The 26,512-nt window shown below is 32.7% G+C and carries 24 protein-coding genes; 7 read left to right on the forward strand and 17 right to left on the reverse strand.

Features of this window, described 5'->3' with window-relative positions:
* Positions 1 to 69: 69 nt before the first annotated feature.
* From ACXAHM_RS03760 to ACXAHM_RS03770, 3 genes are all read right to left on the reverse strand, one after another.
* Complete coding sequence (locus tag ACXAHM_RS03760; RefSeq protein ID WP_474959067.1) at positions 70 to 684, reverse strand: hypothetical protein; 615 nt, start codon at positions 682 to 684, stop codon at positions 70 to 72.
* A 149-nt stretch (positions 685 to 833) separates the two neighbouring features.
* Positions 834 to 2,024, reverse strand: a complete 1,191-nt coding sequence (locus tag ACXAHM_RS03765; RefSeq protein ID WP_474959068.1) for a DUF1501 domain-containing protein — start codon at positions 2,022 to 2,024, stop codon at positions 834 to 836.
* A 12-nt stretch (positions 2,025 to 2,036) separates the two neighbouring features.
* On the reverse strand, positions 2,037 to 3,422 hold the full coding sequence (locus ACXAHM_RS03770) for a DUF1800 domain-containing protein (protein ID WP_474959069.1): 1,386 nt from the start codon (positions 3,420 to 3,422) through the stop codon (positions 2,037 to 2,039).
* A gap of 209 nt (positions 3,423 to 3,631) precedes the next feature.
* On the opposite strand from ACXAHM_RS03770, the gene ACXAHM_RS03775 reads away from it, so the two are divergent.
* On the forward strand, positions 3,632 to 3,895 hold the full coding sequence (locus ACXAHM_RS03775) for a hypothetical protein (protein ID WP_474959070.1): 264 nt from the start codon (positions 3,632 to 3,634) through the stop codon (positions 3,893 to 3,895).
* Between the two features lie 33 nt (positions 3,896 to 3,928).
* A complete protein-coding gene (locus ACXAHM_RS03780; protein ID WP_474959071.1) occupies positions 3,929 to 5,089 on the forward strand; it encodes a sigma-54-dependent transcriptional regulator in 1,161 nt (386 codons plus the stop codon).
* 40 nt (positions 5,090 to 5,129) lie between these two features.
* Here ACXAHM_RS03780 and ACXAHM_RS03785 read toward each other — a convergent pair whose 3' ends face one another.
* The 7 genes from ACXAHM_RS03785 to ACXAHM_RS03815 form a co-directional block, all read right to left on the reverse strand.
* Positions 5,130 to 5,543 carry a molybdenum cofactor biosynthesis protein MoaE gene (locus ACXAHM_RS03785; protein ID WP_474959072.1) on the reverse strand — a complete coding sequence of 138 codons (414 nt, stop codon included), beginning with the start codon at positions 5,541 to 5,543 and terminating at the stop codon, positions 5,130 to 5,132.
* 15 nt (positions 5,544 to 5,558) lie between these two features.
* A complete protein-coding gene (locus ACXAHM_RS03790) occupies positions 5,559 to 5,798 on the reverse strand; it encodes a MoaD/ThiS family protein (protein ID WP_474959073.1) in 240 nt (79 codons plus the stop codon).
* 109 nt (positions 5,799 to 5,907) lie between these two features.
* Positions 5,908 to 6,519 carry an NADH:ubiquinone reductase (Na(+)-transporting) subunit E gene (gene nqrE / locus ACXAHM_RS03795; RefSeq protein ID WP_474959074.1) on the reverse strand — a complete coding sequence of 204 codons (612 nt, stop codon included), beginning with the start codon at positions 6,517 to 6,519 and terminating at the stop codon, positions 5,908 to 5,910.
* A gap of 30 nt (positions 6,520 to 6,549) precedes the next feature.
* Positions 6,550 to 7,197 (reverse strand): NADH:ubiquinone reductase (Na(+)-transporting) subunit D, encoded by a 648-nt coding sequence (locus ACXAHM_RS03800; RefSeq protein ID WP_474959075.1) that lies wholly within the window; start codon positions 7,195 to 7,197, stop codon positions 6,550 to 6,552.
* Positions 7,198 to 7,239: 42 nt separating this feature from the next.
* A complete protein-coding gene (nqrC, locus tag ACXAHM_RS03805; RefSeq protein ID WP_474959076.1) occupies positions 7,240 to 7,971 on the reverse strand; it encodes an NADH:ubiquinone reductase (Na(+)-transporting) subunit C in 732 nt (243 codons plus the stop codon).
* On the reverse strand, positions 7,958 to 9,175 hold the full coding sequence (locus ACXAHM_RS03810; RefSeq protein WP_474959077.1) for an NADH:ubiquinone reductase (Na(+)-transporting) subunit B: 1,218 nt from the start codon (positions 9,173 to 9,175) through the stop codon (positions 7,958 to 7,960). The genes nqrC and ACXAHM_RS03810 overlap by 14 nt, the downstream gene beginning before the upstream one ends.
* 38 nt (positions 9,176 to 9,213) lie before the next feature.
* Positions 9,214 to 10,560, reverse strand: a complete 1,347-nt coding sequence (locus tag ACXAHM_RS03815; protein WP_474959078.1) for a Na(+)-translocating NADH-quinone reductase subunit A — start codon at positions 10,558 to 10,560, stop codon at positions 9,214 to 9,216.
* Positions 10,561 to 10,812: 252 nt separating this feature from the next.
* On the opposite strand from ACXAHM_RS03815, the gene ACXAHM_RS03820 reads away from it, so the two are divergent.
* Positions 10,813 to 11,199, forward strand: a complete 387-nt coding sequence (locus ACXAHM_RS03820) for a hypothetical protein (protein ID WP_474959079.1) — start codon at positions 10,813 to 10,815, stop codon at positions 11,197 to 11,199.
* 118 nt (positions 11,200 to 11,317) lie between these two features.
* Here ACXAHM_RS03820 and ACXAHM_RS03825 read toward each other — a convergent pair whose 3' ends face one another.
* Entirely contained in the window at positions 11,318 to 12,052 is a 735-nt protein-coding gene (locus ACXAHM_RS03825; RefSeq protein WP_474959080.1) for a nitroreductase family protein, read from the reverse strand.
* A 151-nt stretch (positions 12,053 to 12,203) separates the two neighbouring features.
* Between ACXAHM_RS03825 and ACXAHM_RS03830 the strand changes: the two genes are divergently transcribed.
* The gene (locus tag ACXAHM_RS03830; protein ID WP_474959081.1) at positions 12,204 to 12,689 is read left to right on the forward strand and encodes a hypothetical protein; all 486 of its coding nucleotides are present in this window, start codon (positions 12,204 to 12,206) and stop codon (positions 12,687 to 12,689) included.
* Positions 12,690 to 12,728: 39 nt separating this feature from the next.
* Here the strand turns inward: ACXAHM_RS03830 and moaA are convergent, their stop codons facing one another.
* The 4 genes from moaA to ACXAHM_RS03850 form a co-directional block, all read right to left on the reverse strand.
* Positions 12,729 to 13,697 (reverse strand): GTP 3',8-cyclase MoaA, encoded by a 969-nt coding sequence (moaA, locus tag ACXAHM_RS03835; RefSeq protein WP_474959082.1) that lies wholly within the window; start codon positions 13,695 to 13,697, stop codon positions 12,729 to 12,731.
* A gap of 101 nt (positions 13,698 to 13,798) precedes the next feature.
* Positions 13,799 to 13,987, reverse strand: coding sequence for a hypothetical protein (locus ACXAHM_RS03840; RefSeq protein ID WP_474959083.1), 189 nt, complete (start codon positions 13,985 to 13,987; stop codon positions 13,799 to 13,801).
* A gap of 12 nt (positions 13,988 to 13,999) precedes the next feature.
* Positions 14,000 to 14,698: a hypothetical protein gene (locus tag ACXAHM_RS03845; RefSeq protein WP_474959084.1), complete on the reverse strand. Its 699-nt coding sequence runs from the start codon at positions 14,696 to 14,698 to the stop codon at positions 14,000 to 14,002.
* A 20-nt stretch (positions 14,699 to 14,718) separates the two neighbouring features.
* Positions 14,719 to 17,001, reverse strand: coding sequence for a molybdopterin oxidoreductase family protein (locus ACXAHM_RS03850; protein WP_474959085.1), 2,283 nt, complete (start codon positions 16,999 to 17,001; stop codon positions 14,719 to 14,721).
* A gap of 226 nt (positions 17,002 to 17,227) precedes the next feature.
* Between ACXAHM_RS03850 and ACXAHM_RS03855 the strand changes: the two genes are divergently transcribed.
* Complete coding sequence (locus ACXAHM_RS03855) at positions 17,228 to 18,592, forward strand: alginate export family protein (RefSeq protein ID WP_474959086.1); 1,365 nt, start codon at positions 17,228 to 17,230, stop codon at positions 18,590 to 18,592.
* A gap of 145 nt (positions 18,593 to 18,737) precedes the next feature.
* A complete protein-coding gene (locus ACXAHM_RS03860; RefSeq protein ID WP_474959087.1) occupies positions 18,738 to 21,395 on the forward strand; it encodes a T9SS type A sorting domain-containing protein in 2,658 nt (885 codons plus the stop codon).
* 52 nt (positions 21,396 to 21,447) lie between these two features.
* Here the strand turns inward: ACXAHM_RS03860 and serA are convergent, their stop codons facing one another.
* Together serA and ACXAHM_RS03870 are read right to left on the reverse strand one after the other, a co-directional pair.
* Entirely contained in the window at positions 21,448 to 23,340 is a 1,893-nt protein-coding gene (gene serA, locus ACXAHM_RS03865) for a phosphoglycerate dehydrogenase (protein WP_474959088.1), read from the reverse strand.
* A gap of 126 nt (positions 23,341 to 23,466) precedes the next feature.
* A complete protein-coding gene (locus tag ACXAHM_RS03870) occupies positions 23,467 to 23,823 on the reverse strand; it encodes an MmcQ/YjbR family DNA-binding protein (RefSeq protein ID WP_474959089.1) in 357 nt (118 codons plus the stop codon).
* A gap of 202 nt (positions 23,824 to 24,025) precedes the next feature.
* Between ACXAHM_RS03870 and ACXAHM_RS03875 the strand changes: the two genes are divergently transcribed.
* Positions 24,026 to 26,428 (forward strand): TonB-dependent receptor, encoded by a 2,403-nt coding sequence (locus tag ACXAHM_RS03875; RefSeq protein ID WP_474959090.1) that lies wholly within the window; start codon positions 24,026 to 24,028, stop codon positions 26,426 to 26,428.
* The last annotated feature ends 84 nt before the right edge of the window (positions 26,429 to 26,512 follow it).

Genomic DNA, 26,512 nt, shown 5'->3' on the forward strand with positions numbered 1-26,512 from the left:
TTAATAAAAAAAGAAGCAACCTTATCATTAAGATTACTTCTTCTTTGTATGTTAAGAAAATAACAAGATCTATTTTTTCTCGATCTCTATCATTTTCACTTTAATTACTTTATTCTCTTCAGAGAGTTCATCATCAGAATTTCTTTCAATAACCTGTTTGACTTGTTTTCCATTTTCTAATATAACATCAGCCTCGATCACTGTAATTCCATTTTCAATTGAAACATTCATTGTATTGATCGATTTTACTTTTTCTTGATGTTCTAAGAAAACCGCATTTTCTATTTCTTCAACAAAAAGTTGGTCTTTATCTTCAACTGATCCAGATTGCCCAGTCTTTTTAATTTTTACAATTTTCTTTCTTGATGAATCACTTTCAAAAACATCTATGTCAATATCTAAATTATCATCTGTAGTCCAATTGAGATCCACATTTGTACCGTTAGAAACTTTCTTAACAATACCTTCTAATTCTTCATTAGAAATTAATACTGTTCTTTCCTCCTTTTTACCATTTTCAAGTGATACTTCAGCCATTAATGTAATTCCTTCGTCATTACTATTAATTTTAATATCATTTACTCCTGATACATCTTTACCAAATCGTTCTTTTACATTAGGAAAAAATGAAAGTTCAGAATGTTCAATTGCAGTAGATAGATCTTCCTCTATATTAATTTTCACGGAACTTTCTCCGCAACTAAAAAGGAATAACGAGCTACATAAAGTAATTATTTTTACAAAAGGTTTATACATGAATATAGAGATTTAAACTGAACTGTTAGTAAATATTCACTAAGTAAATGATTATTTAATGAAACACCAACAAAAGCTTAAACAAGAGGCATAGACTTAATCTTTTTTGACAAAATTTCAGAACTAGAAACCTCTAACCAATTATCTAAGAGGTCAGCATAGATACTTCTAAAATCCACACTGTAGATTAAATCTCCTCTATTTAAAGTAGATAAATCAGGTGATTCATTGACAAATCCAGGGTTTCTTAAATTTTTACCAATCAAAAATACATTATTGGCAGCTCCATGATCAGTACCTTGAGAAGCATTTTGAGCAACTCTTCGTCCAAACTCAGAGAATGTCAAAATGATAGTATCATCAAATGTATTTTCCTTTTCTAATTCAGAAACAAAAGCTTCCATACTGTTCGAATAATCTTTTAACAAACGGCTTTGTGTTCCTTTTTGATTAACATGCGTGTCAAAACCACCGAGGTTTGCATAAAACACCTTCGTATGAATTCCTGAATTTATAAGTTCTGAAATATTCTTAAGACTCTTACCTAATTGTGTATTAGGAAATTCCTTTTTACTCTTATAAATTTTACTTTTATCGTAGATATATTCAGCAGATTGATTTGCTTCAGCAAGTGTTTTATAAAGATAGCCTTGATTATCTTCATCTAAATCTTCTTGTTGTGCTTTCTTAGCTAATTGATCAAATTGATCCACCTTCAAACTTCCATAGAATAAACGAGGATCTTCCACAGCAATACCTTTTTTCTCTTCACCCTTCATTGCTAAAGAAAGTGTATTATCAAATTCAATCGCTTCATCAGCACCTTGACAGAAAGAATCCAAATATCTTCCAATCCAACCTGATTGTAAGTACTGATCACTGTCTGATGCAGTATGCCATATATCCATACTTCTAAAGTGTGATCGATTTGGGTTTGGATAACCTACATTATTGATCACTGATAAATATCCTTTATTATAAAGATTAGCGATACCTTTCATTTCACCATTAATACCTAATTCATTACCAAGTTTAATGATATCTTTCTCCTTCAAACTTAAAGTTGGTCTCGCTTTATGGTATAAATCATCCAAATAAGGTACTACCATATTCAAACCATCATTTCCACCTGAAAATTGAACAACAACAATTCTTTTCCCTTTAAAAGCTTCAATATTCTCGCCTAATGATTGCTGTAAGAACATTGGCGTAAACAATGTTCCTGCTGTAAGTAAGGATGCGTTTTTTAAAAAAGATCTTCTTTTCATAGTCACAAAAAATTAACAAAGTTGGTATTCAGGTAATGATAAAATTTGGATTAAATTCTCTTTAAAATCATCTATCTTATTAGAGGCTAAATAATTTTTAGCGTCATCTGACAAATCTCCTCTAATTAAGAGATCGCTTAGAGAACATTTCTTGTCTGATTGATGTGATTCCTCAATTTGGCTCCAATTGATTTCACAATAGAATCTTTTATACTTTTTAGCGTTTCTACGGTCCTCCATAGGATCGCTATCATAATCTTCTTTATAAGCTATAGGAACAGTTCCATTATTCAATAAAATCGATGGTAAGCGTAATCGTTGTGCTAAACGTGAAGCATCGATCCAATTTTTATCACCAGGCCAACCTGCTACATTAGGCGGATTTAGTAATAACTGATCCAAGTTTCTTTGGATTAGAATCCATGTATTTCCTTTTTTAGGATTTAAATCAAATTGCTTTTTCAGCGTAACAATTAATTCGATTGGAGACTTAATTTTAACACCTATATTTTCATCAGCATAAAACCATTTAGATGAAAAAATAAAAGCCATCGTCTCTGCTATATTATAATTACTATCGTATAATTTATTTGCTATTTTTTGGATATGATCATTATTAGGTACTGGATTTACAAAGTATTTATAGATCTTCAATGAGATGAATTGAGCACATTCTTTTTTGGCTAGAATCATATCAAAAACATCATTTCCATCAAAATCCCCTGTTTGTCCAAATATTGTTTTTTCACCGTAATCATGAATCCTTTTTCTGAAGACAAATTCAAAGTTTTTATTGGTACCCCATCCCGTAAAAGCTCTTGCTATTTCTTTTACATCCTTTTCAGTATAACCAATATCTCTTCCTAGGGTAAATAATTCACAAAGTTCTCTAGCGAAATCTTCATTAGGTTTCTTCTTTTTATTTTGTTTTAAGTGAAGATAATTCACCATCGCACTAGATTCTGAGACTGCTTTTAATAAAGTTTTAAAATCTCCTAAGCCGTTTTTCCTTAAAATGTTAATATAATCAATAGAAATATATGGATTAGTGATTCTACAAGCAAAGTGACCATGCCAGAAAAGAGCCATTTTTTCAGCTAAATCATCTTTTCCATAAGACATTTGATCAATCCATCCAATTACAACCTTTCGGTTATACTCATTTTGAAGCTTCTTTCTTTCCCTTCTTTTTTCATCAGTTTGCATCGAATTCATACTGTAATCCAACCTCATTTCTTCTAATGAAGGAATTTCAATAGAAAACATTTCAACCTCAGTAGTTGGTAATAGTGGTGTAATTATATCTTTTGATTTCAAAAGATTATCTGCTTGTTTTCTATTTAAACCAAAGCCTGCTCTAGAGTATAAGTGTAAGAGTTTTTTATACGATTTATTCATATGTTAGTAAAATAAGTAGTTTATAGATCTATATCATTCATTTTAAGAAGGATAGATATAATTCATTTCAAAAATATTATTCTCTAAGCTAATAAATATTTGTAACAAAATCTTTTTTTTAGAAAATTTAAACAAGTCCTTTCTCTTTATACTGTATATTTGAAGAGTAAAAATAATTTGAAATTATTTATCAATAATTATATCCTACAATGAGAAGAAATTTTACTGCTTTAGGAGTCGATTTACCCTCCTTAATTAAAGATTTAGAAAGACAGTGTTTACACGCTAAAAAACATATTTCTTCTCAAAGTCTTGAAGTAGCGATTTTATCCCCAACAGGTAAAAATGAACTTCAACTCATGGAATCTACAAAGTTAATGGAAGTACTTGCTCAACATTTCGAAGAATCTGAAATGGATTTTGAGTTTGGTACTTGTCAAGGTAATGATTATTGTGTTGAAGTAAACTGGTAAATCGTCTATTTATAAAATTATCAACAAACTAGCATGGCTAAAAAAATTCTAATCATAGATGACGAACAAAGTATTCGTTACACACTAAGAGAAATCTTAGAGTTTGAAAACTATGAAATTGATGAAGCAAAAGATGGCGAGGAAGCTTTAGAAAAATTAGTTGTCAATAACTATGACGTTGCTCTATGTGATGTAAAGATGCCAAAGAAAGATGGTATTGAAGTACTAACAAAAGCAATGGAAATGGGAAAAGCCCCCCAATTTATTATGATATCGGCACATGCCAATATTGATATTGCAGTAGATGCAACTAAAAAGGGTGCCTTTGACTTCATTTCAAAACCGCCAGACTTAAATAGATTACTCTTAGCAATTCGTAACGCTTTAGACAAATCATCTTTAGTACAAGAAACGAAAGTTTTAAAGAAACAAGTTGCTAAAAAATACGACATCATCGGAGAAACAGAACCTGTGAAACTGATGAAAGACACCATAGAAAAGGTGGCTCCAACAGAAGCTAGAGTTCTAGTTACTGGACCAAATGGTGCTGGTAAAGAATTAGTTGCTAGATGGATTCATGGCAAAAGTCCAAGATCTAAGCAGCAATTAGTAGAAGTAAACTGTGCTGCAATTCCTTCTGAATTAATAGAAAGTGAATTATTTGGACATGAAAAAGGATCTTTTACTTCGGCACATAAACAACGTATCGGTAAATTCGAGCAAGCCAACGAAGGAACATTATTCCTTGATGAAATTGGTGATATGAGTTTGTCTGCACAAGCGAAAGTACTTCGAGCATTACAAGAAAATAGAATCACAAGAGTTGGTGGAGATAAAGAGATCAAAGTAAATGTCCGAGTTGTAGCTGCAACAAATAAGGACTTAAAAGCTATGATCAAAAATGGTGAATTCAGAGAAGATTTATACCACCGTTTAAGTGTAATTGTCATCAAAGTTCCTTCTCTTGCTGAAAGAAAAGAAGATATTCCATTACTTGTAAAAAAATTCTTAAAAGATATTGCTGGAGAATATGGAAAATCGGAAACTAAGATTACCGATGAAGCACTTGAGAAAATGAAAGAACCTGAGTGGACAGGTAATATCAGAGAACTTCGTAATGTTGTTGAAAGATTGACCATTATGAGTCCAAATGAAATAACAAAAGATGACGTAGAACGATACGCTTTCTTATAAGAAAAAACCTTATCTATTTTTTATGTAGATAAGGTTTTTTTTATGGATGTGAAAATACCCAATGGGAACCATCTTCGAAATACTCTCTCTTCCATATCGGAACAGTTTCTTTTAATGTATTTATAGCGTACTCACAAGCTTCAAAACTTGCTTTTCGATGTGGAGTAGAAACAGCAATTACTACGGCAATCTCTCCAACTATACAATCTCCTACAGCATGGACAATACTTACTTTATCAGCATTGAACTTTTCTTTTACAGATTCAGCTATTTTTTTTAATTCTGAAATTGCCATTGTATCATAAGCTTCAAAAAATAATTTAGTAACCTTTTTTCCTTCTAAATTATCCCTTACTGTGCCTATAAAAACATCAATCGCTCCACAATATTCTGATTTAACACTATCAATTATTTCTGAAGTATCAATCTCTTTCGTTTGTTGTAATAGTATCATAAAGAACTTTTAAAATCATCCACCACTCATAGGAGGTATTAATGCTATCTCATCATTTTGATGAATAATTTCATCTCCTTGAGCATGTTCACCGTTTACTGCCAATGCTATTGATCTTAGTTTTTTTAATTCCACATATTCTTCTTTAAGCTGTTCTAATAATTCAGCTGAAGTCATTGTATCAACCTTCAAAGAATAATCTAATGTATTACTTCCTATTATATCTTTAGTAATACCGAATAATAGTATTTTCATATCTCGAAAGTGCAAAGATTTGTCTATAAATCAAAATAGGATAATTATTAAAAAAATAAAAAAAGGCATACTCCGAAGAATATGCCTTTAGTAAGATCTTATCTCTAAATTATAGAGAAATACCCATGAATGACATGAATGCCAAGCCCATCAAACCTGTGATGATGAAAGTGATACCTAAACCTTTTAAAGGAGCAGGAACATTTGAATATTTCATTTTCTCACGGATAGCTGCTAATGCGATAATCGCAATTAACCAACCTAAACCTGATGAGAAACCATAAACACCTGCTTCAACGATATTATAATCTCTTGGCACCATAAAGAATGCTGCACCTAAGATCGAACAGTTTACTGCGATCAAAGGAAGGAAAATACCTAATGAACCATAAAGCGATGGTGAGAATTTCTCAATAACCATTTCCACTAACTGTACTGTAGAAGCTACAACAGCAATGAAAAGAATATATGTTAAGAAGTCTAAGCTTACGCCCGCATATTGCTCACCTAACCAAGTAAGTGCTCCTTCTTTTAAAATATAGTTATAAACTAACCAGTTTAGTGGTACAGTAATCGTTAATACGAATGTTACCGCAGCACCAAGACCTAATGCTGTGTCCACTTTCTTAGATACGGCCAAATAAGAACACATTCCTAAGAAATAGGCGAACACCATGTTGTCGATAAAGATCGACTTAATTGCAAGATTTAATAAATCCATTTTGTGATCGTTTGTTTTAAGATGAATGTTCTAAGCCTCTTCTACGTAACCATTTCTCCAACGTTGTACCCAAATGATCATACCGATGATAATGAAAGCACCTACTGGAGATGTCATTAAACCGTTATTTACATATGCTTCAGGTAAAACACGAATATCGAATAAAGTACCTGATCCTAATAACTCTCTGAAGAAAGCTACAACCAAGATTACCCATGCATATCCAAATGAAGAACCTAGACCGTCAAGAATTGAATCATATGGCTTGTTAGCCATTGCAAACGCTTCGAGACGTCCCATTACAATACAGTTTGTAATAATTAGACCTACGTATACACCTACCACTTTAGAAACATCGTATAGATAAGCTTTTAATACTTGGTCTACAATAATTACTAATGATGCTACAATACCCAACTGAACGATGATACGGATACGTTGAGGAATTGCATTACGTAAAAGCGATACGATTAAGTTAGAAAAGATAACTACAAATGTTACGGCGATTGACATAACTAGTGTAGGTTCTAACTTTGAAGTTACCGCTAATGCTGAACAGATACCCAATACCTGAACTGTTACTGGGTTATCGTCATCCAAAGGATCAGTTACAATAGCTTTTCTCCTTTTAGAGAATAATGCTTCTGATTTTTTTGCTGCTACAGTTTCTGTGCTCATTTCTTTCGTTTTTTGCTGTAATTAAAATTAACAAATTTCGATCTACTGGGCCATTGAAACCGCAGAAGCACCTTTTTCTAAGAATGGTTTATACTCTTCTAAGTACATTTTAACCATATCATTAAGACCATTTGCAGTAAGTGTTGCACCTGACATACCGTCTACTTCAGAATCAGTAATATTAGTATTACCTTCTCCTTTCAACATAACGATTGGTGTTAACTTACCTCCATTAAAGATCTTCTTACCGATATAACGATCTTGAACAGCTTTATCACTAATTCTAGCACCTAAACCTGGAGTTTCACCTTTATGAGAGAAAACCACACCTTTCACAGTCTCTAAATCAGACTGTAATGCGAAGTATCCCCAGATGTCATTCCAAAGTCCATAACCGTACATTGGCAAAATATAACTATCTACTTTACTACCATCTTCACTCATGAATTTATAAACTGGTAGAATTGCAGATTCTCCTTTCTTTAATTTTTTCCACTCTTTTGAAATATTTAATTTCTGAAGAGCAGCTGCGTCAATTGCTTTACCATCAATACCAACTACTTTAATTCGTTGATCATAAACTTTTGCAATTTCTTTCTTTGGAGAATCGCTCATTTCTGGTAACACTGAAAGCATAATTTGCTTTTTAGTATCTAAAGCGATCTCTTCTTTTTGCTTCTCACTAAGAGAAACTGCAGTAAAAGACAAGATACCACCAAGGATAATTGTCATTGCTACCGCAAAACCGATGACATAACCGTTAGACTGTTGCACGTTTTAATCTTCGTTTTTTGTTTGCATTAACTACATAATGGTCGATCAATGGAGCTAAAACATTCATAAGAAGAATAGCTAACATGATACCTTCAGGATACGCAGGGTTTAATACACGGATAATTACCGTCATTATACCAATTAACGCACCGTAAATCCACTTACCTGTATTTGTTTGAGATGCTGACACTGGGTCAGTAGCCATAAATACGATACCGAAAGCGAAACCACCAATAATTAAGTGGTACCAAGCTGGCATAGCTAGATAAGTAGCACCCTCAGGAGCAAGAACATTTAATAATAATCCCATTGCTAAAGCACCAACGATTCCAGAAATAATGATTCTGAAATCAGCAACTTTCGTCCAGATTAAAATTAAAGCACCAATCAAACACATTAAAGCAGATGTTTCACCAATTGAACCTGGGATTAAACCAATGAAAGATGTCATTGCTAAATCAGCAGGAGATGTAACCCAATGTGCATGCTCTGCAACATATTTTGCAACTTCAGCTCCTTGGTTTTGAGCTTCAACAGCCATACCTAAGAAAGTTGCACCAGTATAACCATCAACTGTTTGTAATCCTTCACCTAATTCAATCCAAACTTTATCACCTGAAATGGCCGCTGGATAAGCAAAGTATAAGAATGCACGAGCAGTTAAAGCTACGTTCAAGATGTTCATACCAACACCACCAAATACTTCCTTAGCAACTAAAACAGCAAAAGCTGATGCTAAACCAATTTGCCATAAAGGTAAAGAGGCTGGAACTACTAGTGGAATTAAAATACCCGTAACAAGGAAACCCTCAGTAAGTGGGTGATTTCTAAATACTGCAAAAGCGGCCTCAACTGTACCACCTGCTGCATAAGAAACAATAATTAATGGTAAAGCTAACTTTAAACCAAAGATAAATTGAGCAACAAAAGATGCTGTCTCAGGGTCATTAGTAGCTAAAGAGTGTTGGTAACCAACATTCCAAATACCAAAAATAATTGCAGGTAACAAAGCGATAACTACTGTAAACATAACACGCTTTAAGTCTACAGCGTCACGAACTTGTACCCCTTTAGATTTTGTCACATCCGGAGGAGTGAACATAAACGTTTCACCTGCTTCGAAAACATAGTAAAGCTTTTCTAGCTTACCACCTTTTTCGAACATAGGCTTTTGTTTTTCTATTAGATCGTGAATGAATTTCATTTCTATAAGATATTATACTTATTTAATTAAGACACCAATTAGTCCAAACGCATTGTATCTAAACCTTGACGAACAATTTTTTGAATATCATGTTTAGAAACATCAATGAATTCACAAAGAGCAAAATCCTCTTCCGCGATTTCATAAATTCCTAAAGCTTCCATATTCTCATAATCGTAAGCTAAGATTGCTTTCAACAAATACATTGGATAAATATCCATAGGTACTACTTTTTCAAAGCTACCTGTTACTGCGAATGGTCTATCTTGACCGTTCATATTAGTATCAAGAGCATAAGTTTTTGAAGCACTACCGAATAAACCGAATGCGTTATGGAAACTCAAACGATTAGTAATTGGTGCTAACCACCCATCTGATAAGAAGAAACGAGCCTTGTTACCTTCTTCAAGGGCAGTAACCATGTTAGAATAATAACCTAGAAAACCGTCTTTTGTTACAGAATATCCTGTTAAAACGTTTCCTGAAACTACACGAACATTATCACCTTTGATTTTTGCAGCTACAATTGTATCCAAACAAGCACCAGCATATGTTTCAACATACTCAGGCGAATCTACTTTTGGACCAGCAACAGCAATAATTCTTTTTGCATCATACTTTCCTTCTTTGAAAAGCTTACCAATCTGAGCTAATCCTTCAGGAGTAATAGTCCAAACTACATCATTAGCGCTTGTGATTGGTGCAGTATGATGAATCTGAACACCAACGTTACCCGCTGGGTGAGGACCTGAGAATTTATTTTTCTCAACGCCTGCAAGACCATCAAATAATGCTGAAGATTTTGAACCATCTAAACCAAGGTACACCTTTGGAGCAAACTTTTTCAATACGTCAATACCAGCTTGGATGAAGCTTTCCTGACCTTTCAAAGTAAACTCATAGTTTGGTGCCAATGGATGGCTATCAAATGTAGATACAAATATTGCTCTCGGTGTATCTGTAGGGTTAGCTACGATAGCATAAGGACGACGTACTAGCTGTGGCCAAACACCACTTTCTAATAAAGTTGCCTGTGCTTCCTCTTTGCTAACCTGATCGATAGGTTTAACCGGGAATTCTTTGTACTCAACTTGCGCGTCAGCTTTCACTACAACGGCAAGTAATTTACGGCGTTCTCCACGTAGAACTTCAACGATTTCGCCGCTTACAGGTGATGTATATTTTACTTCTTCTAATTTCCCATCAATTAAGATTGGGTCACCTGCCTTTACTTTCTCGCCTACTTTAACCACAGCCTTAGGACGAATCATCCCAGGGAAGTCCTCTGGTTTAATGGCAAATGTTGTGGGAGTATCAATGTTCTTAGCAATGCTTTCAACAGCATTACCTACTAGTTTGATATCAAACCCTTTTTTTAATTTCACGTTATTAGACATCGGATATTATCGAGTGACAGAGTAAACGCTCCTATATTTTTATCTGCAAACTTAATAAATTCATATTTGCTTTGAAACTTAATTCACAAGTGATTTTCATTACTTTTTCAAAAAATACTGAATAACAATGAATATCTTTTTGTGCATTAACAAATTATTTAGAATAACAGTTATATCATAAATTGTATATTGCAACGTTATAAAATAAAAACAAAGTAAGAATAACAATTTTTTAAAGCCGTGAATAATACTGAAATATCTGCTATTTGGGAACAAATAAACCATAGAAAAGACGTTGTTAAAGTACACAATTTGCACTTTATCAAGGTAATAGATCAATCTTTAGAGAATCCACATCTTATTGCTTGGGACTTTTATAATAAAGAGGTTACTATCTCTGAAGTACCTTATATCAACACTGTTGATGACCAACCAATCAACCTTAAAGACTATAAATATCTATGGGTTATGGATGATGACCCTAAAGAGCAAGCCTTATTTAGAATCTTACTAAATAACGAAGAAAGAACATTAAATCTTAAAACTTTGTTCCATCCTGCACATAAAAGTTGCAATCTCAAGGTAAAATATTTAGGCATGACTCCTGAAGAAGTAATTGCTGAATAAAAAAAGAACTATCTGTATTTTTGATTAAAAATTTAGACAAACAAACAAAATGTTTAATCTCAATCTTTTAATCAGTTCATACAGATAGTTCTATATACTTCGTATTATGAACAAAAATTTATCTTTCGAAGATAACTTCTTTGTTGGCTACTCTTGTTCTTTTGTTATAGATACCTCCTTCTCCAGCAGGTCCACAACCAATGATCATACTGATCTCAGCATCTTGAGGTAGATCTAATAATTTTTTGATTCTTTTACTGTCAAAACCTTCCATTGGACAAGTATCATATCCTTCAGCTTTCATACTATACATAAAAGTCATCGCCGCAAGTGACACACTCTTATGTAAAGTAATTCTCACATCTGTTTTTGTTACTTGACGAACCATTGGTCTTTTAGTACCTAGATACCATGCATAAGCTTTTTTGAAAACACTTTTTACACTTCCAAGGTGATCGTTGTTATACAGCATTGGAATAAGCTTCTCATAGTAACTTAAGGCCTTTTTCCTATCCTTTGGATCCATATCTTCTTTTAAAGAAGACTTCATTTCATCAAGGTTAAAAGACGCTCTTTCTTTCCATAACTTTGGACGTACAACAAACAACACTAGTTCTCTTGCGGTAGTAGCCGCCTTTTGTCTCATACAATTTTCAGCAACTTCTTTTTTAAGTTCTTCAGAAGTGATTCTGTAGAATTCCCACATTTGCATGTTAGAACTATTAGGAGACAAGGTTGCTCTTTCTAAGCTTCTTTGTACTGCATTATGATCAAAATCTACATCTTGGTCATATATACGTACTGATCTTCTTGATTGAACGATCTCGTCAAAATATTTGGCGTTGTCAGTCATTTTTTTGTCTGATTTGATACTTTAATTGTCAGTGTAATGAACGATTACTATTTTTACAACTACTTTAAATCTAAAATAATTCATCTTTTTAAGTAGCATTTACAAGTAATCATCTAATAATTGCAAATTTAAAAAATTACTATAATTCATTATGTTAAAATTTATTTCTAAACTCTTACTCTTACTCACTATTCCATTTTATATCATCTCTTGTACTAGTGAAGAAGAAGTAGAGACCGGTAACTTGACTTTTTTTGCTGATACGACAGTAGGTTTTTCAAAACAATTTATCACTATCACTATCACTGATAGCAATGATGACGAGGTTATCACAGGTACTTTAAGACAATATGCAACTAACCCAACTTGTGGAATGTCTTCAGATATCGATGTATTTACTGCTGATTTACCTGAAGGAAGATATTTTGTATATGCTGTAGAAGCTGACAGTGAAAACCCTCCTGTTGAAGGTGCTTGGTTTACAGGTTTAGAAGGTTATAGAGTAGATGTAACGGCAGGAACTTGCCAACGTTTTTCTTTAGGTGAAGATCCATTTGATGAAAGACCTAATCCAAATGCACGTTTGAAAGGCTTGAAAATGCTAAAAATTACACAAGTCGGAAATGATTTACTGTAATGAAAAAAAAGAGTTAGTTTTTAAAGCTACCTCTTTTTTTTAACCTCCAATCATTGACATCGATTCAAGATCATTATTATTTAATTTTTCTTCTTCAAATCCTGACAGTTTCTTGGTATCCAAATGCTTTTGGATCTCATTTATGATTAATTCATCTGACACTTCATTTTGAAGTAATTCTTTTATTTTCAGTCCTTTCTGAGAGTATAAGCAATTTCTTATTTCTCCTAAAGAGGTTAATCTTAATCGATCACAAGACCCACAGAAAGTTCTTGAAAAAGCAGGTATTATTCCTAATGAACCTTTTAATTGGATAGAGTTATATACCTTTGAAGTAGAAGCATTTTGATTTTCTGTCAAATCAGAATATCTAGATCTTAATTCTTTTTCAATCACTAAATAGTTCCAATTTGTTTCTACCCCCTCTCCTTTTCCATTAAAGGGCATCTCTTCAATATATCTTACATGAATTGGATATCTTTCAGCAAATTTTGCCATAGGAAGGATTTCATCAGTATTCTTCCCTGCCATTACAACCATATTCACTTTCACATTAAAATTCATTTCCATCATTTTAATGAGTGAACTTTTCACTTTAGAAAAATCATTTCGCCGTGTAATTTTATGAAACTGCTCCTCAGTTGTAGCATCTAAACTTAGATTAATATCTTTTATCCCTAATTGATGTAATCTTGGAAGATATTCTTCTAATAATACGCCATTTGTCGTAATCGCAACTTTCTTTATTCCTTTAATACTGACTAACTGTGTCAGAAAATTGATCAGCCCATTTCTTACAAATGGCTCACCTCCAGTAATACGCACTTTTTCCACACCATTTTCAGCAAGAATACGTACTACTCTCAACATTTCTTCAAAAGACAATAATTTATCTTTCTGAACAAATTTCATATGTTCAGGCATACAATATGTACATCTAAGATTGCATCGATCAGTCACAGCTAATCTTAAGTATTTTATTTGTCTTTGAAATTTATCGATTAACACTATTCAGTAATTAAGGTGTAATGAACTGCAATTTAATAAAAATAAATAGCCCTGTACTCTAAAAATGAATACAGGGCTAAATTATTTAAAGAATTAAAGACTTATAATAAATCTTTATGTGTTAAATCTTTGTATACTTCCCATAATGCAATTGCTACCGCTACACCAATACATGGTTGTGCAACAAATACAAATAAAAACATTAAGTATGGGTTTGGAAACATGATATATGGAATAGAGATTGCCAAACCTACAATCACTAACATACTTTCAATAAAAACTTTTCTCATGATCTAGTTGATTTATTCTGCAGCAGCAGTTAGTGTTTTAATATAATCTTTTACTTCTTCAGCATTTACTACTTCTTTTACATCAGGATCTGAAAGCCATTTATATTCTTTACTTCCTGGTGTTCTTTTAGATGGCTCAGGATGTGCTCTCCCATGGCAATTCAAACATGAAATAGTTGGATTATCACTAGTAAGATTTTCAACAACTGGCTGATGTTCATCCACTGCTTCAAAAGTTCTTGAACCTTCATGACATCCATAACAGTTCATTGAATTAAATTCACCTCTATATCTGATGGGTTCATGATAAGTTTTCGTTACATAACGCATCAAGTGACGATAACCATCCAATTTAGCTTTCATTGTTCCTTGAAAACCATAATCTGCGTGACAACTATAACATTCGTGCTCTGAAATCCAACCATTTTTGTAATGTCGAGCAGCTAATGTTTGAGAATGAGAATCGAACATCATATCATTCGCCATTGGTGCCATAACATGACAACTCTGACAAGAGGTTGACTCTTTTGAAGTAACAAAAACATGATAATTACCTAATAATATGGCTAACAAAGGGAATACAATAATTCCAAAGAGAACCATTGATCTTACCTTTGCAGATAGTTCATGTCTATTTGCTCTTAATTGGTACAGCAATACAACTTCTACGATAAGAACGAATATTGCTAATATGTCTAATATTATTTCCATGATCTTATGAAGTTAACTAATTATACCTTTTTTATACTTACAGCTGTAACCTTATAATCAGGCTCCTTAGATACAGGATCATGATCATCAGAAACAATATTATTTACAAGGAATTTAGCATCATAAAATGCTCCAAATATTACTCCTGGAGTTTCATGCTCTGATACATCAACAATACCTTCCATTTTACCTCTACTACTTGTCACCTCAATACGATCTCCTTTCTTCACATTATTTAAATCTGCATCCTGTGGATGGAATACAAATCTACCTGGCCCTGCTGAATGTTTCAATTCAGGAATTCTATAGGTCATTGTGCCTGTATGCCATTGAGATATAACTCGACCTGTAGTTAAGAATAATGGTTTTTCCTCTGAAACATCCTCCTTACCAGGAATATAAGGACGAGCAAAAACTACTGCTTTTCCATCAGGCTTACCATAGAAATAGACAGGATTACTTGCATTGACATGTTTATCAGCAAATGGATCTCCTTTAATATATCTTCTAACTGTACCTGGGTGATCTTCTGAAGGACAAGGCCATTGAATACCCCTAGCTTCTTTTAAACGTGGATATGTGATTCCACTGAAATCGTATTTACTACTTTTCGATACAATTCTATATTCATCCCAACATTCATTAGGTGTTTTATAAGATATAAGGTCTCCTTTACCCATTCTATTAGCAAAATCAACTAGGATATTGAAATCTGACCTTGCATTACCAACTGGATCTCTAAGTTTTTCTATAATTTGATATCTCCTTTCCGTTTGACCATATACACCCTCTTTTTCAATATATAAAGCTGCAGGAAGAAGGATATCAGCATATTTAGCTGTTTCTGTATCTTCAAATATTTCTGAGACCACCAAAAAGGCTTTTTCCATACCTTCTCTATAATATCTGTTATTAGGTAAACTTTGAGCTGGGTTTGAACACATAATTAATGCAACTTTCACCTCATCTTTTACCATACCATCAAACATCGCTAAAGCATGTCTACCAGGTTTAGGAGCAATTGTTCCCTCAGGTACTTTCCAAAGTTCCTCCATTTCACGTCTATGCTGTTCTTTAGCTACCAAACGACCATTAGGTAATAAGTGAGCTAAAGATCCAGTATCACGAACACCTCCACATGCATTACATTGTCCTGTCAAAGACAATGGTGTTGCCCCTGGGCGACATATCTGACCTGTTATTAAATGAAGTGAATTTAAAGTATTATTAAGAAATACACCTTGAACTCTTTGATTAATTCCCATAGTCCATAACGACATCGTAGCTTTTGATTTAGCAAATTGATACGCTACTTCTCGAATTTCTCTTGGAGTAATCCCCAATTCATCTGCAACTTTTTCTGGGCGATAATCTTTTAAGAATTCTTTATATTCTTCAATGGAGATTTTATTTTTCCCATCACTGAAATTGACACTTTTAGCAATAAAGTCATTATCCAACAAGTCCAACTCGGCCATTACACAACACATAGAGTTAAGTAACAGCATATCCTTTCCAGGTAAAACGGGAAGGTACATATCAGCATGTTCCGCTGTTTTTGTTTTCCTTGGATCTACAACAATAATTTTAACATTCTTATTTGCTTTTTTACGAATCATTATCCTTTCCCACAATGGAGGGTGACATTCATATGCATTTGAACCAATCAAAAAGAATGTTTCCGCGTAATCTATATCTACATAAGCCCCAGGAGGCTCGTCTTTTCCAAAAGTTTGTGTATAACCCACTGCAGCAGATGCCATACAAAGTCGTGGATTACCATCTACATTATTTGTACTAAAACCTGCTTTGAATAATTTATTTGCTGTATATGATTCTTCTATTAGTAACTGACCTGATCCATAAAAACCAACACTATCAGCACCATTTTTTTCCATTGACTCCTTAAATTTAGAAGTCATCAATGTCATTGCTTCTTCCCAAGTTGCCTCCTCTAATTTTCCATTCTTCTTAATTTTTGGAGTTTTTAGACGATTCGGGTTTTTCATCAAAGAGTCAAGCATTGAACCCTTAATGCAAATCACTCCTTTATTATGTGCTTCTTGGTCTCCCCTTACACGAACTAATTTATCTTTATTCATTCCTAACATCACACCACAACCAGTTCCGCAATATCTACAAACTGATTTATGCCAAGATTCCACTGGCCCTTCATCTACGATTAGTTCTGTTAATCCCCAACCACCGAGAGCAGCACCTCCTACAGCGACTGTACCTCCAGTTAGTTTTAAAAAATCTCTCCTCGAAAGGTTAAGATTTTCTTTCTCATTTTTGTTCCCCATTAGACAGTAAGGTTAAACTTTAAATTAGTGTCTTATTATTAATACAGAAATTAAGAATTTTAAGTTTAGGAATTAAAAAAGTGAGTATTTTTTTCTATTAAATATGATGGAAATCATACAAAATTAACTTTATTCTATATTGCCTAAAACAATTTAATATAAAATTGCACGACATATTAATTTAAGATATTTTTACACAATCAATATTTATCTAACTTTTTTTAGTATGTCAAAAAAATTACTAATATCTGCAACGATTTTACTACTGATAAGTAATTTTGTTATTGGTCAAGAATTTACAATCGACGCTCAATTAAAACCTCGATACGAACATAGAAACGGCTTTGGTGCTCTTAGACCTATAAATCCAGCTACTGACAGGCCAGATGATTTTGTTTCCCAAAGATCTCGTTTGCGCTTTTTGTTTAATGATAAAAACGAAAAGTTTAAAATGGGCTTTTCTATTCAAGATGTTAGAACATGGGGAGAAATAAACCATTTTTCAAATAAAGACAATGGTAACCTTACCATACATGAAGCTTATGGTGAATTATTTTTCTCAAAATCATTTTCTGCAAAAGTTGGTAGACAAGAATTAGTTTATGATGACCACAGAATATTTGGTTCTGTAGATTGGGCACAACAAGCTAGAAGTCATGATGCATTAGTTTTGAAATATGAAAAAAACTTTAAACTTCATGCAGGTTTATCAATTGCAACTTCTGGTGAGAGATTATTCTACACACCTCAAGAATATTATAATCCTACTTCAACTAATGGTAAAGCAAATAGTTATAAATCAATGCAGTATTTGTGGTTTCACAAAGACTTAGAAAACTTTAAATTGTCTGCCTTATTCTTGAATCTAGGAATAGAGCAAACGGAGAATGCTAATAGTACTGCAGCTGACGATTATGAGACTGTTTACCAACAAACTATTGGAGCTCATGGTGAGTGGAAACCAGGTAAATTTGGATTAAACTTCAATGTATATTATCAATTTGGAAAATCTGGTGTAGGTACTTCTCAAAAAGATATTAGTGCTTATAATATTATGTTAGACTTACTATTCAATCCAACTGATAAATTAGGTTTAGTCCTTGGTGGAGAAATTTTATCAGGCACATCATATACTGACGCTGGTGGAGATGAAACTAATTTCTTTAATCCTTACTTCGGTACAAACCATAAATTTAATGGACACATGGATTATTTTTATGTAGGAGGAAGGAATCCACAATATGGACTAACTGATATCTATGTAGGTGCCACTTATAAAGTAGATACTAATTGGAAACTGTATGCTAGATATCATTACTTCGCCTCTGCTGCTGATATGTCGGACGGAACCGCAGAGATTAGTAATAGTCTTGGAAGTGAAATTGACATTAACGCCAATTATAAATTTAATAGTTATATCTCAATTCAAGGTGGTTGGTCTGCTATGTTTGCAAGTGACTCAATGCCATATTCAACTAGTGCTAATGAATTTGGAGACCCTAACAAGTTCAATAACTGGGGTTGGTTAGGAATTGTAATCAAACCAACATTATTTTCTTTCAAAAAAGAGGAAGCTCCAGTAGCTAATTAATAATTTATATTTATTCAAGAAGAGGTTGCATAACTCAAGTTATGTAACCTCTTCTTGTATTATTTGATGTCAAAACTGAATTCTATTCATATTTTGAAACTTAGCTTATTGATAATTCATTTCAATGTTAAATCAGCTATTGAAAATGAAGGTATTAATTTGTATAATTTTTTTATTCTTAACTACATCAAGTTTTTGTCAAGAAAATTTTGACATAAATAGAATCAATTATAAGAAAATAGATGGTATCAATGGTGCACATGATATTTTTACAATTGACATTGATGGTGATTCTGACATAGATATCATTTCGGCTTCCTATCTGGATAATAAAGTTTTTTTACACCTCAATACAAATGGGACATTTGACACAACTACTGTTATTACCAATGTAGATGGCATCTATTCTGTTTTTGCAATTGACATGGATGGTGATAATGATATTGATATAGTTACAGCGAGTGAAACCGATGATAAAATTGCTTGGCATGCTAATGATGGTTCTGAAAATTTCACATCAACAACTCTCTCTACAAGTTCAGATGGAGCTAGAGATGTTTATTGTATTGATGTTGATGGTGACACTCACATTGATATTGTATCTGTTAGCTTTAATGATGACAAACTAACTTGGTTTGAAAATACTGGTACTAATGGAGATGCAACTTCATTTACCACTCATGATATTTCTACTTCCATTGATGGGGCAACATCAGTCTATGCAATAGATATAGATAAGGACAGTGATATTGATATTGTAACAGCTGGTTTTAACGATGACAAGATTAGATTACATAAAAATGATGGATCTGAAAATTTCACAGAATCAACTTTATCAAGTGGAGCAGATGGTGCTACAAGTGTATTTTGTGGAGATATTAACAAAGACAGTGAAATAGATATCATTTCAACAAGTAATAATGATGATGAATTAAAATGGTTTGAAAATGATGGATCTGAAAACTTTACTGAAGTAAATATTCATAGTTTTTTGACTGATATAATTGATGCTATGCTAGTTGATGTCAACGGTGATAACTATCTTGATATTGTTGTTGTCAGTTCGAATACATCTATATTTTATGGAGATGTTTATTGGTTTGAAAATAATCAAGATGAAACCTTTACAGAACATGAAATTGTAAAAAGTATAAATGATGTATACGCAGTGGATACAAATCATATGAATGGCGACTCAAATAACGATATAATTATTGCATCTTATTCATTAGATCAAGTCAACATTCTCCAAGGAAATGGATCTCATTTTAATGTTGCTGAAGGTGCCTATGGCATTTATATTTCAGACATAGACAAAGACAATGATAAAGATATTATTGTTGCTGCAGATGATGAATCAAGTGTGTATTGGTATAAAAATGACGGTTTAAATAATTTCACTCATACTGTATTAGGTCAAATCCCGACAACAGCTACCGATGTTTTTGTTATTGACCTTGATGAGGACAATGACCTTGATGTAATTGCAGCTGGTAATTATGATCAAGTTGTTTGGTTTAAAAACGACGGTTCTAACTCTTTTACATTAGATACTCTATTTGAAGATGCAATTTATTTGGAGCAAATAAAAGATATATTCATAATCGACCTTGATAAAGATAATGACTATGATATTTTGACTGCAGCTTCAGCAGGAAATTATTTTTGTTGGTGGGAAAATAATGGTTCTGAAAGTTTTACTAGACACCTATTAGGTTATGAATCCTATGCTTGGGAAATTGAAGCTGTTGACCTTGATGAAGATAATGACCTAGATATTGTAACTGCAGGGTTTTGGAATGATAACCTAAGATGGTGGGAAAATAATGGCTCTCAAACTTTTACCCAAAGAACTATAAGTTTCTCTGCTTCATATATTAAAGATTTTGTTATTGAAGACTTAGATGAAGATGGTGATTTAGATGTTATTGCTTCATCTTCAAAAGTCACTTGGTATAGCAATGATGGAAATGAATCTTTCACTGCGAACGAATTAAGTAATAGTTCATCATCAACAACCAATGTAAAAGTAGTCGATATAGACAATGATAACGACCTTGATATTATCTCTACACATTCCAATGGCAATTTGGAACAACATATTAATGATGGTTCTGAAAATTTCACAACATCGGTTATTCATACAGCAAACGATATGATTGCTTTAGAATTAGCAGATATGAATGGTGATAATAAAATTGATTTATTTTCAGTCTCAGATGAAAGTAATGATGTATCATGGTACCTCAATGGTGGTAGTGATCTTTATGTATCATTAATAGAATTTAGAGGACATAGAATAGCAAATAATGTTTCACTGAGTTGGTCCACAGCAATTGAAGAAAATTCAGATTACTTTATTCTTGAAAAATCATATCACCAAAAACATTGGCAGCAAATAGCAGAAATTAAGTCTTCAGGGAATTCAAGCGTATCACAGCATTACCAATATATAGATAAAAATGAAGATAAAAGAGTTTATTACCGACTGTCAGAGGTTGACCTAAATGGGAGGAAAGAAATTTTCACTCCTATTGAAATAAATAATATCTCTACTTTAACTTCGGCACCTGTAATCAATATATATCCTAATCCTTCGACAAATTATTTTACTATCTCTTCAGCTAATTTACTAGAAGACATCCCTTTTGAAGTTATAAACATACAAGGGGAAATTATGATGAAAGAAAATATTACTCTTACGAATAATAAAATTATTGAACATAACCTACCTCGTGGATTTTACCTTATCAACCTTAAACATAAAAAACACAGTATCACAAAAAAGATTATCGTAAAATAAAAAAGCCCAAAGCATCTAACTTTGGGCTAATTCTAACATATCTAACTATCAATTAATATAAAGCTCTAAACTTAATTGTATTATCAATTGATTTTAAATCTTCTAATAACTCTGGTTGGTACGATTGATCGATATCTGTAATTACATAACCAATATCCTCATTTGTCTTAAGGTATTGACCAAGAATATTACACCCGTGCTTAGCAAATACATTGTTCATTTGTGCTAAGATACCTGATACGTTTTTATGAATATGAAGCATACGATGTCCATTTTCTAAACGAGGCAATTGAACATTAGGGAAGTTTACACTATTAAATGAACTACCTGTATTCACATATTCAATCATTTTACCTGGTACAAAGTCAGCGATATTTTCTTGAGCTTCTAACGTACTACCTCCAATATGAGGTGTTAGAATTAAATTATCCACATCTTTCAAAGGTGCATCGAAAGAATCATTATTATTTTTTGGTTCTACAGGGAATACATCAATCGCAGCTCCTGATAAATGTCCACTTTGTAATGCTTGCTGTAATGCTTCTAACTCTACTACAGGACCTCTCGCTAAGTTTACAAGGATTGCACCTTTCTTCATTTTAGCAATATGTTCACCCGTAAAGTAACCTTTATTTTCTGCTCGTCCATCCACATGAAGTGAAACAACATCACAAGTAGAAAGTAATTCATCTAATGATGAAAGTTTTGTAGCATTACCCAAAGCAAGTTTTTCAACCACATCATAGTAGTACACGTCCATTCCTAGCATTTCAGCAAGAATTGATAATTGAGATCCGATATTACCATAACCGATAATACCTAATTTCTTTCCTCTTACTTCAAAACTACCATTGGCTGATTTACTCCACTCTCCTCTATCCATCTGACGCATACGTCTTGGAATTTGACGCATTAATAAAATAATCTCACCAATTGCCATCTCAACCACAGATCTAGTATTACTAAAAGGTGCGTTAAATACACTCACACCATGATCAGTACATGCCTGAAGGTCAATTTGATTTGTTCCAATACAAAACGCTCCCACTAACATTAAACGATCAGCAGCCTCTACCACTTTTCGAGTTAACATTGTTTTTGAACGAATACCAAGAATATGAACACCTTTGATTTTTTCACAAAGCTCTTCTTCATCAAGAGCACCACCCAGAAGTTCAACTTGATAACCTTCGTCTTCTAATTTTTTCTTAGCGTCTTGATGAATATTTTCTAGTAATAATACTTTGATTTTACTTTTGGGAAATGAAGTTGCCATAGGATGCTTGATAGAATGTAGTATTTCATCAAAGCTACTTGCCTCAATATCAGCATTAGCAAGTACCTTTTCTCTTTTTATATTTTCAGTAAAAGCGTAGAAAGTCTTTGCCAATCCAGCTTCACGGATTTCGTAATCTGTATAACCATCACCGATAACAAGAACATCACCCTCAAGTGATAATTCCTCCATCAGTTTTACTTTACCCTTATGTTCAGATAAAGGATTAGAAGCATCAAAACCAGTTACTTCATTGTTTTCATTATAAGTGAAAGTATTTGCATAAATATTCTCTTCCTTAATACCGAAATCTTTCACCACAGGTGTGATAAAATCTTTAAAACCAGAAGAGACAATTAATACATTCTCTTTTTCTTCTTTAAAAAAGGCTCTATTTCTTTTTACGGATTCAGATACTAGCTTCTTTAATTCATCAGAAAGTTGATCCACATCTTTCTTTGTAGCATCTAATAAGGCCAATCGCTGTTCTAAAGCTTCTCTAAAAGACAACTCACCAGCCATTGCTTGATCTGTAAGTTCTTTAATCTTACTTCCAATTTCTTCTTTTTTGTCAGTCCCTTCATAAAGTATATCACTTAACACATCTAATGCTTCAACTTTAGTGAAAGTACTGTCAAAATCAATTACAAAAAATCTTTTATTAGCCATGTTCATTTGTCTTTTGTTCCAATCGCTATTCAAAAGTATTATATAATCACGACATTTGAATATTTTTTAGCTATTTATTATGATTTTCATAAAAAAAAGTAATGTTTTTTAGTTTATTGAACATTTTTACTCCATTTCTTGAAGTTCTTCTTTAATTTTTTTTGGTAATTTTTTATACACTAAATCATAAGAATGATCGATAAACTCATATAATTTATCATTTGGCACATCACTAAAAACAGTAACAGTATTCCAATGTTTTTTATTCATATGATACCCTTCTTTTACTCCATTGAACCTTTCTCTTAATTCAATAGCTAGTTCAGGGTCACACTTTACATTAAAACTTTCAAAAACATCTACATCTGTCAATACAAACATCTTACCCGCAACCTTGAACACAAGTGTACTTTCATCAAAAGGAAATTCTTCAGTAACTCCTTTTTTAGATAGACAGAAATTTCTAAAATCTTCAATATTCATGTTTCTTATGATTTGATAATACTTTATTTCTAAGCAAAAAAACACATATTTTTCAAATTGTAAATAGATTCTAATTACTTCTATCTAAAAAACTTTTTTTAGATTATTTTTTAAAGTTCATTTGCATTGAAAAAATCCTAAAATATTATCAAACAATTCATCGACTAAACAGTTTAAGGTTTACACTTAGACAAATTATATCATGAAAAACCTATACTTGCTTTTTATATTTTTTACATTATCATCATCCATTTTTGCACAAAAAGGTATAATAAAAGGTACTGTAACTGAATTACCGAATAATGAACCTGTCCCTTTTGCAACTGTTGTAATACAAGGCACATCTACAGGAGCTACTACTAAGGAGGATGGATCTTTTGAAATCAAAAATCTTAAACCAGGCTTATATAATCTTGTTGTTAATTATGTTGGTTTTGGACCAGATTCAAGAGAAGTAGAGGTCTCAAATTCTAGACCTGCAGTTGTTGATTTTAGATTAACACCTTCTACTCAAGAATTGAATGAAGTTGAAGTAATTGCAAATGGTTTTTATAAATCTGATGAATCACCAGTATCTGTACAAAGAATTGGGGTAACTGAAGTTAAAAGAGCTCCAGGAGCAAATCGAGATATCTCAAGAGTTTTACAATCCTTACCAGGTGTTGCATCAACTGCTTCATTTAGAAATGATATTTTGATACGTGGTGGAGCTCCAAACGAAAACAGATTTTATTTAGACGGTATAGAAATTCCTAACATCAATCACTTTGCTACTCAAGGTGCTTCTGGTGGACCTGTAGGTATGATAAATGTTGATTTCATTAAAGATGTTGAATTTTTCTCAGGTGCATTTCCAGCTGGTAGAGGAAATGCATTATCATCTGTGATGGAATTTACCCAAAAAGACGGTAGAACTGATGAACATACTACAAATGTTATTATTGGCACATCTGATATTGGTATTACATTTGAAGGACCGGTATCAGAAAAATCATCACTAATCGTATCGGCAAGACAATCCTATTTACAGGCATTATTCAGTGTTTTAGGTCTACCCTTTTTACCAACATATAATGATTTCCAATTAAAATATAAATACAAAATAGACCAAAGAAACCAAATTTCAATCATTGGACTTGGTGCTATCGATCAATTTAAATTAGCTGACTCTCCAGGTGATCCAACTGATGAAGATTATGAAGAAAACGTATATATCTTAAATAATACTCCAGAGCAATCACAATGGAATTATACAATAGGAGCAAAATATGAGCATTTCAGAGACAATTCAACATTTACATTTGTAGCTTCTAGAAACATGTTGAATAATGCTCAATATAAATATCCTAACAACGATCCTTCTCAACCAAAAACATATGATTATACATCACAAGAAGCTGAAAACAAGCTTAGATTAGAAGGCGTTACATTTACAAATGCAGGATGGACATTTAGTTATGGAGTAAACTATGAATATGCAATGTATAATAATAGAACAGACCAAACATTGTATGATTACTCAACCGGACAATTAGAGACTATTAATTTTAGATCGGATTTAAATTTAAATAAGTGGGGAGGTTTCGCTACAGTAAGTAAAAAGTTAATTCAAGATAAATTGACACTTTCTTTAGGAGCAAGAGTTGATGCAAATGATTATTCAGAAAGCATGAAAAACTTAGCAGATCAATTTTCTCCAAGATTCTCTGCATCTTATCAATTCACACCACGTTGGAGCATAAACTTTAATACAGGTATATATTATCAATTACCAGCTTACACTACTTTAGGTTATAAGGAAGGTGAAGATTTTGTCAACAAAGAAAATGACTTAACCTACATTCGTAATAAACAATTGGTTGGTGGTTTTGAATATAAAATTCCAGAGAAAAACCTAAAATTCACTTTAGAAGGTTTCGAGAAAGTTTACGATCAGTACCCATACTCAGTAAACAACCAAATTTCTTTAGCTAACCTAGGTGCCGATTTTGGTGTAATTGGTAGTGAAGAAGTAACAAGTACGTCTAAGGGTAGATCAAGAGGTATTGAATTTATGGCGCAACAAAAATTCTATAATGGTTTTTATGGAATATTCTCGTATACCTATGTAAATTCTGAATTTACAAATGCTAACCCTGATGAATATGCGCCATCTTCTTGGGACAGTAGAAATATCATTAGTTTAACTGGTGGAAAGAAGCTTGGTAAGAATTGGGAAATTGGAGCAAGATGGCTTTATGCTGGCGGAACTCCTTACACTCCTTATGATGTTGATGCTTCTATGGACAGAGAGGTTTGGGATGCAGAAAGAAGAGGTATAAAAGATTACTCTCAAGTAAACACTGAACGTCTTGGACCATCACATCAACTAGATTTAAGAGTTGATAAATACTACTACTTCGACAAATGGAGTATTAATTTCTATTTCGATATTCAAAATTTATATGGATATTCAGTAGAAGGTCAACCAATTCTTACTACAGAATTAAATCCTGATGGAACTCCAATGGTTGATCCAAATGACCCATCTAAGTATGTTCCAAAGTACATCGCAACTTCCAATGGTATAGTTCAACCATCTATTGGAATTATTGTAGAATTATAAAATTTTCAAAATAAACATCAAAAATCCTCATTTCTTATAATTAATGACATGAGGGTTTGTTTTTTTGTAAATTCTAGAGTTACT

This window comes from Flammeovirga sp. AWQ4_249 (genome assembly GCF_056161045.1).

Bases quoted from the DNA above. Each gene is read 5' to 3' on its own strand.
- ACXAHM_RS03785 (WP_474959072.1), bottom strand. From the start codon at position 5,543: ATGATACTATTACAACAAACGAAAGAGATTGATACTTCAGAAATAATT.
- ACXAHM_RS03875 (WP_474959090.1), top strand. From the start codon at position 24,026: ATGAAAAACCTATACTTGCTTTTTATATTTTTTACATTATCATCATCC.
- ACXAHM_RS03830 (WP_474959081.1), top strand. From the start codon at position 12,204: ATGTTAAAATTTATTTCTAAACTCTTACTCTTACTCACTATTCCATTT.
- ACXAHM_RS03860 (WP_474959087.1), top strand. From the start codon at position 18,738: ATGAAGGTATTAATTTGTATAATTTTTTTATTCTTAACTACATCAAGT.
- ACXAHM_RS03850 (WP_474959085.1), bottom strand. From the start codon at position 17,001: ATGGGGAACAAAAATGAGAAAGAAAATCTTAACCTTTCGAGGAGAGAT.
- ACXAHM_RS03855 (WP_474959086.1), top strand. From the start codon at position 17,228: ATGTCAAAAAAATTACTAATATCTGCAACGATTTTACTACTGATAAGT.
- ACXAHM_RS03840 (WP_474959083.1), bottom strand. From the start codon at position 13,987: ATGAGAAAAGTTTTTATTGAAAGTATGTTAGTGATTGTAGGTTTGGCA.
- ACXAHM_RS03870 (WP_474959089.1), bottom strand. From the start codon at position 23,823: ATGAATATTGAAGATTTTAGAAATTTCTGTCTATCTAAAAAAGGAGTT.
- ACXAHM_RS03800 (WP_474959075.1), bottom strand. From the start codon at position 7,197: ATGAGCACAGAAACTGTAGCAGCAAAAAAATCAGAAGCATTATTCTCT.
- ACXAHM_RS03810 (WP_474959077.1), bottom strand. From the start codon at position 9,175: ATGAAATTCATTCACGATCTAATAGAAAAACAAAAGCCTATGTTCGAA.
- ACXAHM_RS03825 (WP_474959080.1), bottom strand. From the start codon at position 12,052: ATGACTGACAACGCCAAATATTTTGACGAGATCGTTCAATCAAGAAGA.
- serA (WP_474959088.1), bottom strand. From the start codon at position 23,340: ATGGCTAATAAAAGATTTTTTGTAATTGATTTTGACAGTACTTTCACT.
- ACXAHM_RS03765 (WP_474959068.1), bottom strand. From the start codon at position 2,024: ATGAAAAGAAGATCTTTTTTAAAAAACGCATCCTTACTTACAGCAGGA.
- ACXAHM_RS03780 (WP_474959071.1), top strand. From the start codon at position 3,929: ATGGCTAAAAAAATTCTAATCATAGATGACGAACAAAGTATTCGTTAC.
- nqrE (WP_474959074.1), bottom strand. From the start codon at position 6,519: ATGGATTTATTAAATCTTGCAATTAAGTCGATCTTTATCGACAACATG.
- ACXAHM_RS03775 (WP_474959070.1), top strand. From the start codon at position 3,632: ATGAGAAGAAATTTTACTGCTTTAGGAGTCGATTTACCCTCCTTAATT.
- ACXAHM_RS03770 (WP_474959069.1), bottom strand. From the start codon at position 3,422: ATGAATAAATCGTATAAAAAACTCTTACACTTATACTCTAGAGCAGGC.
- ACXAHM_RS03845 (WP_474959084.1), bottom strand. From the start codon at position 14,698: ATGGAAATAATATTAGACATATTAGCAATATTCGTTCTTATCGTAGAA.
- ACXAHM_RS03790 (WP_474959073.1), bottom strand. From the start codon at position 5,798: ATGAAAATACTATTATTCGGTATTACTAAAGATATAATAGGAAGTAAT.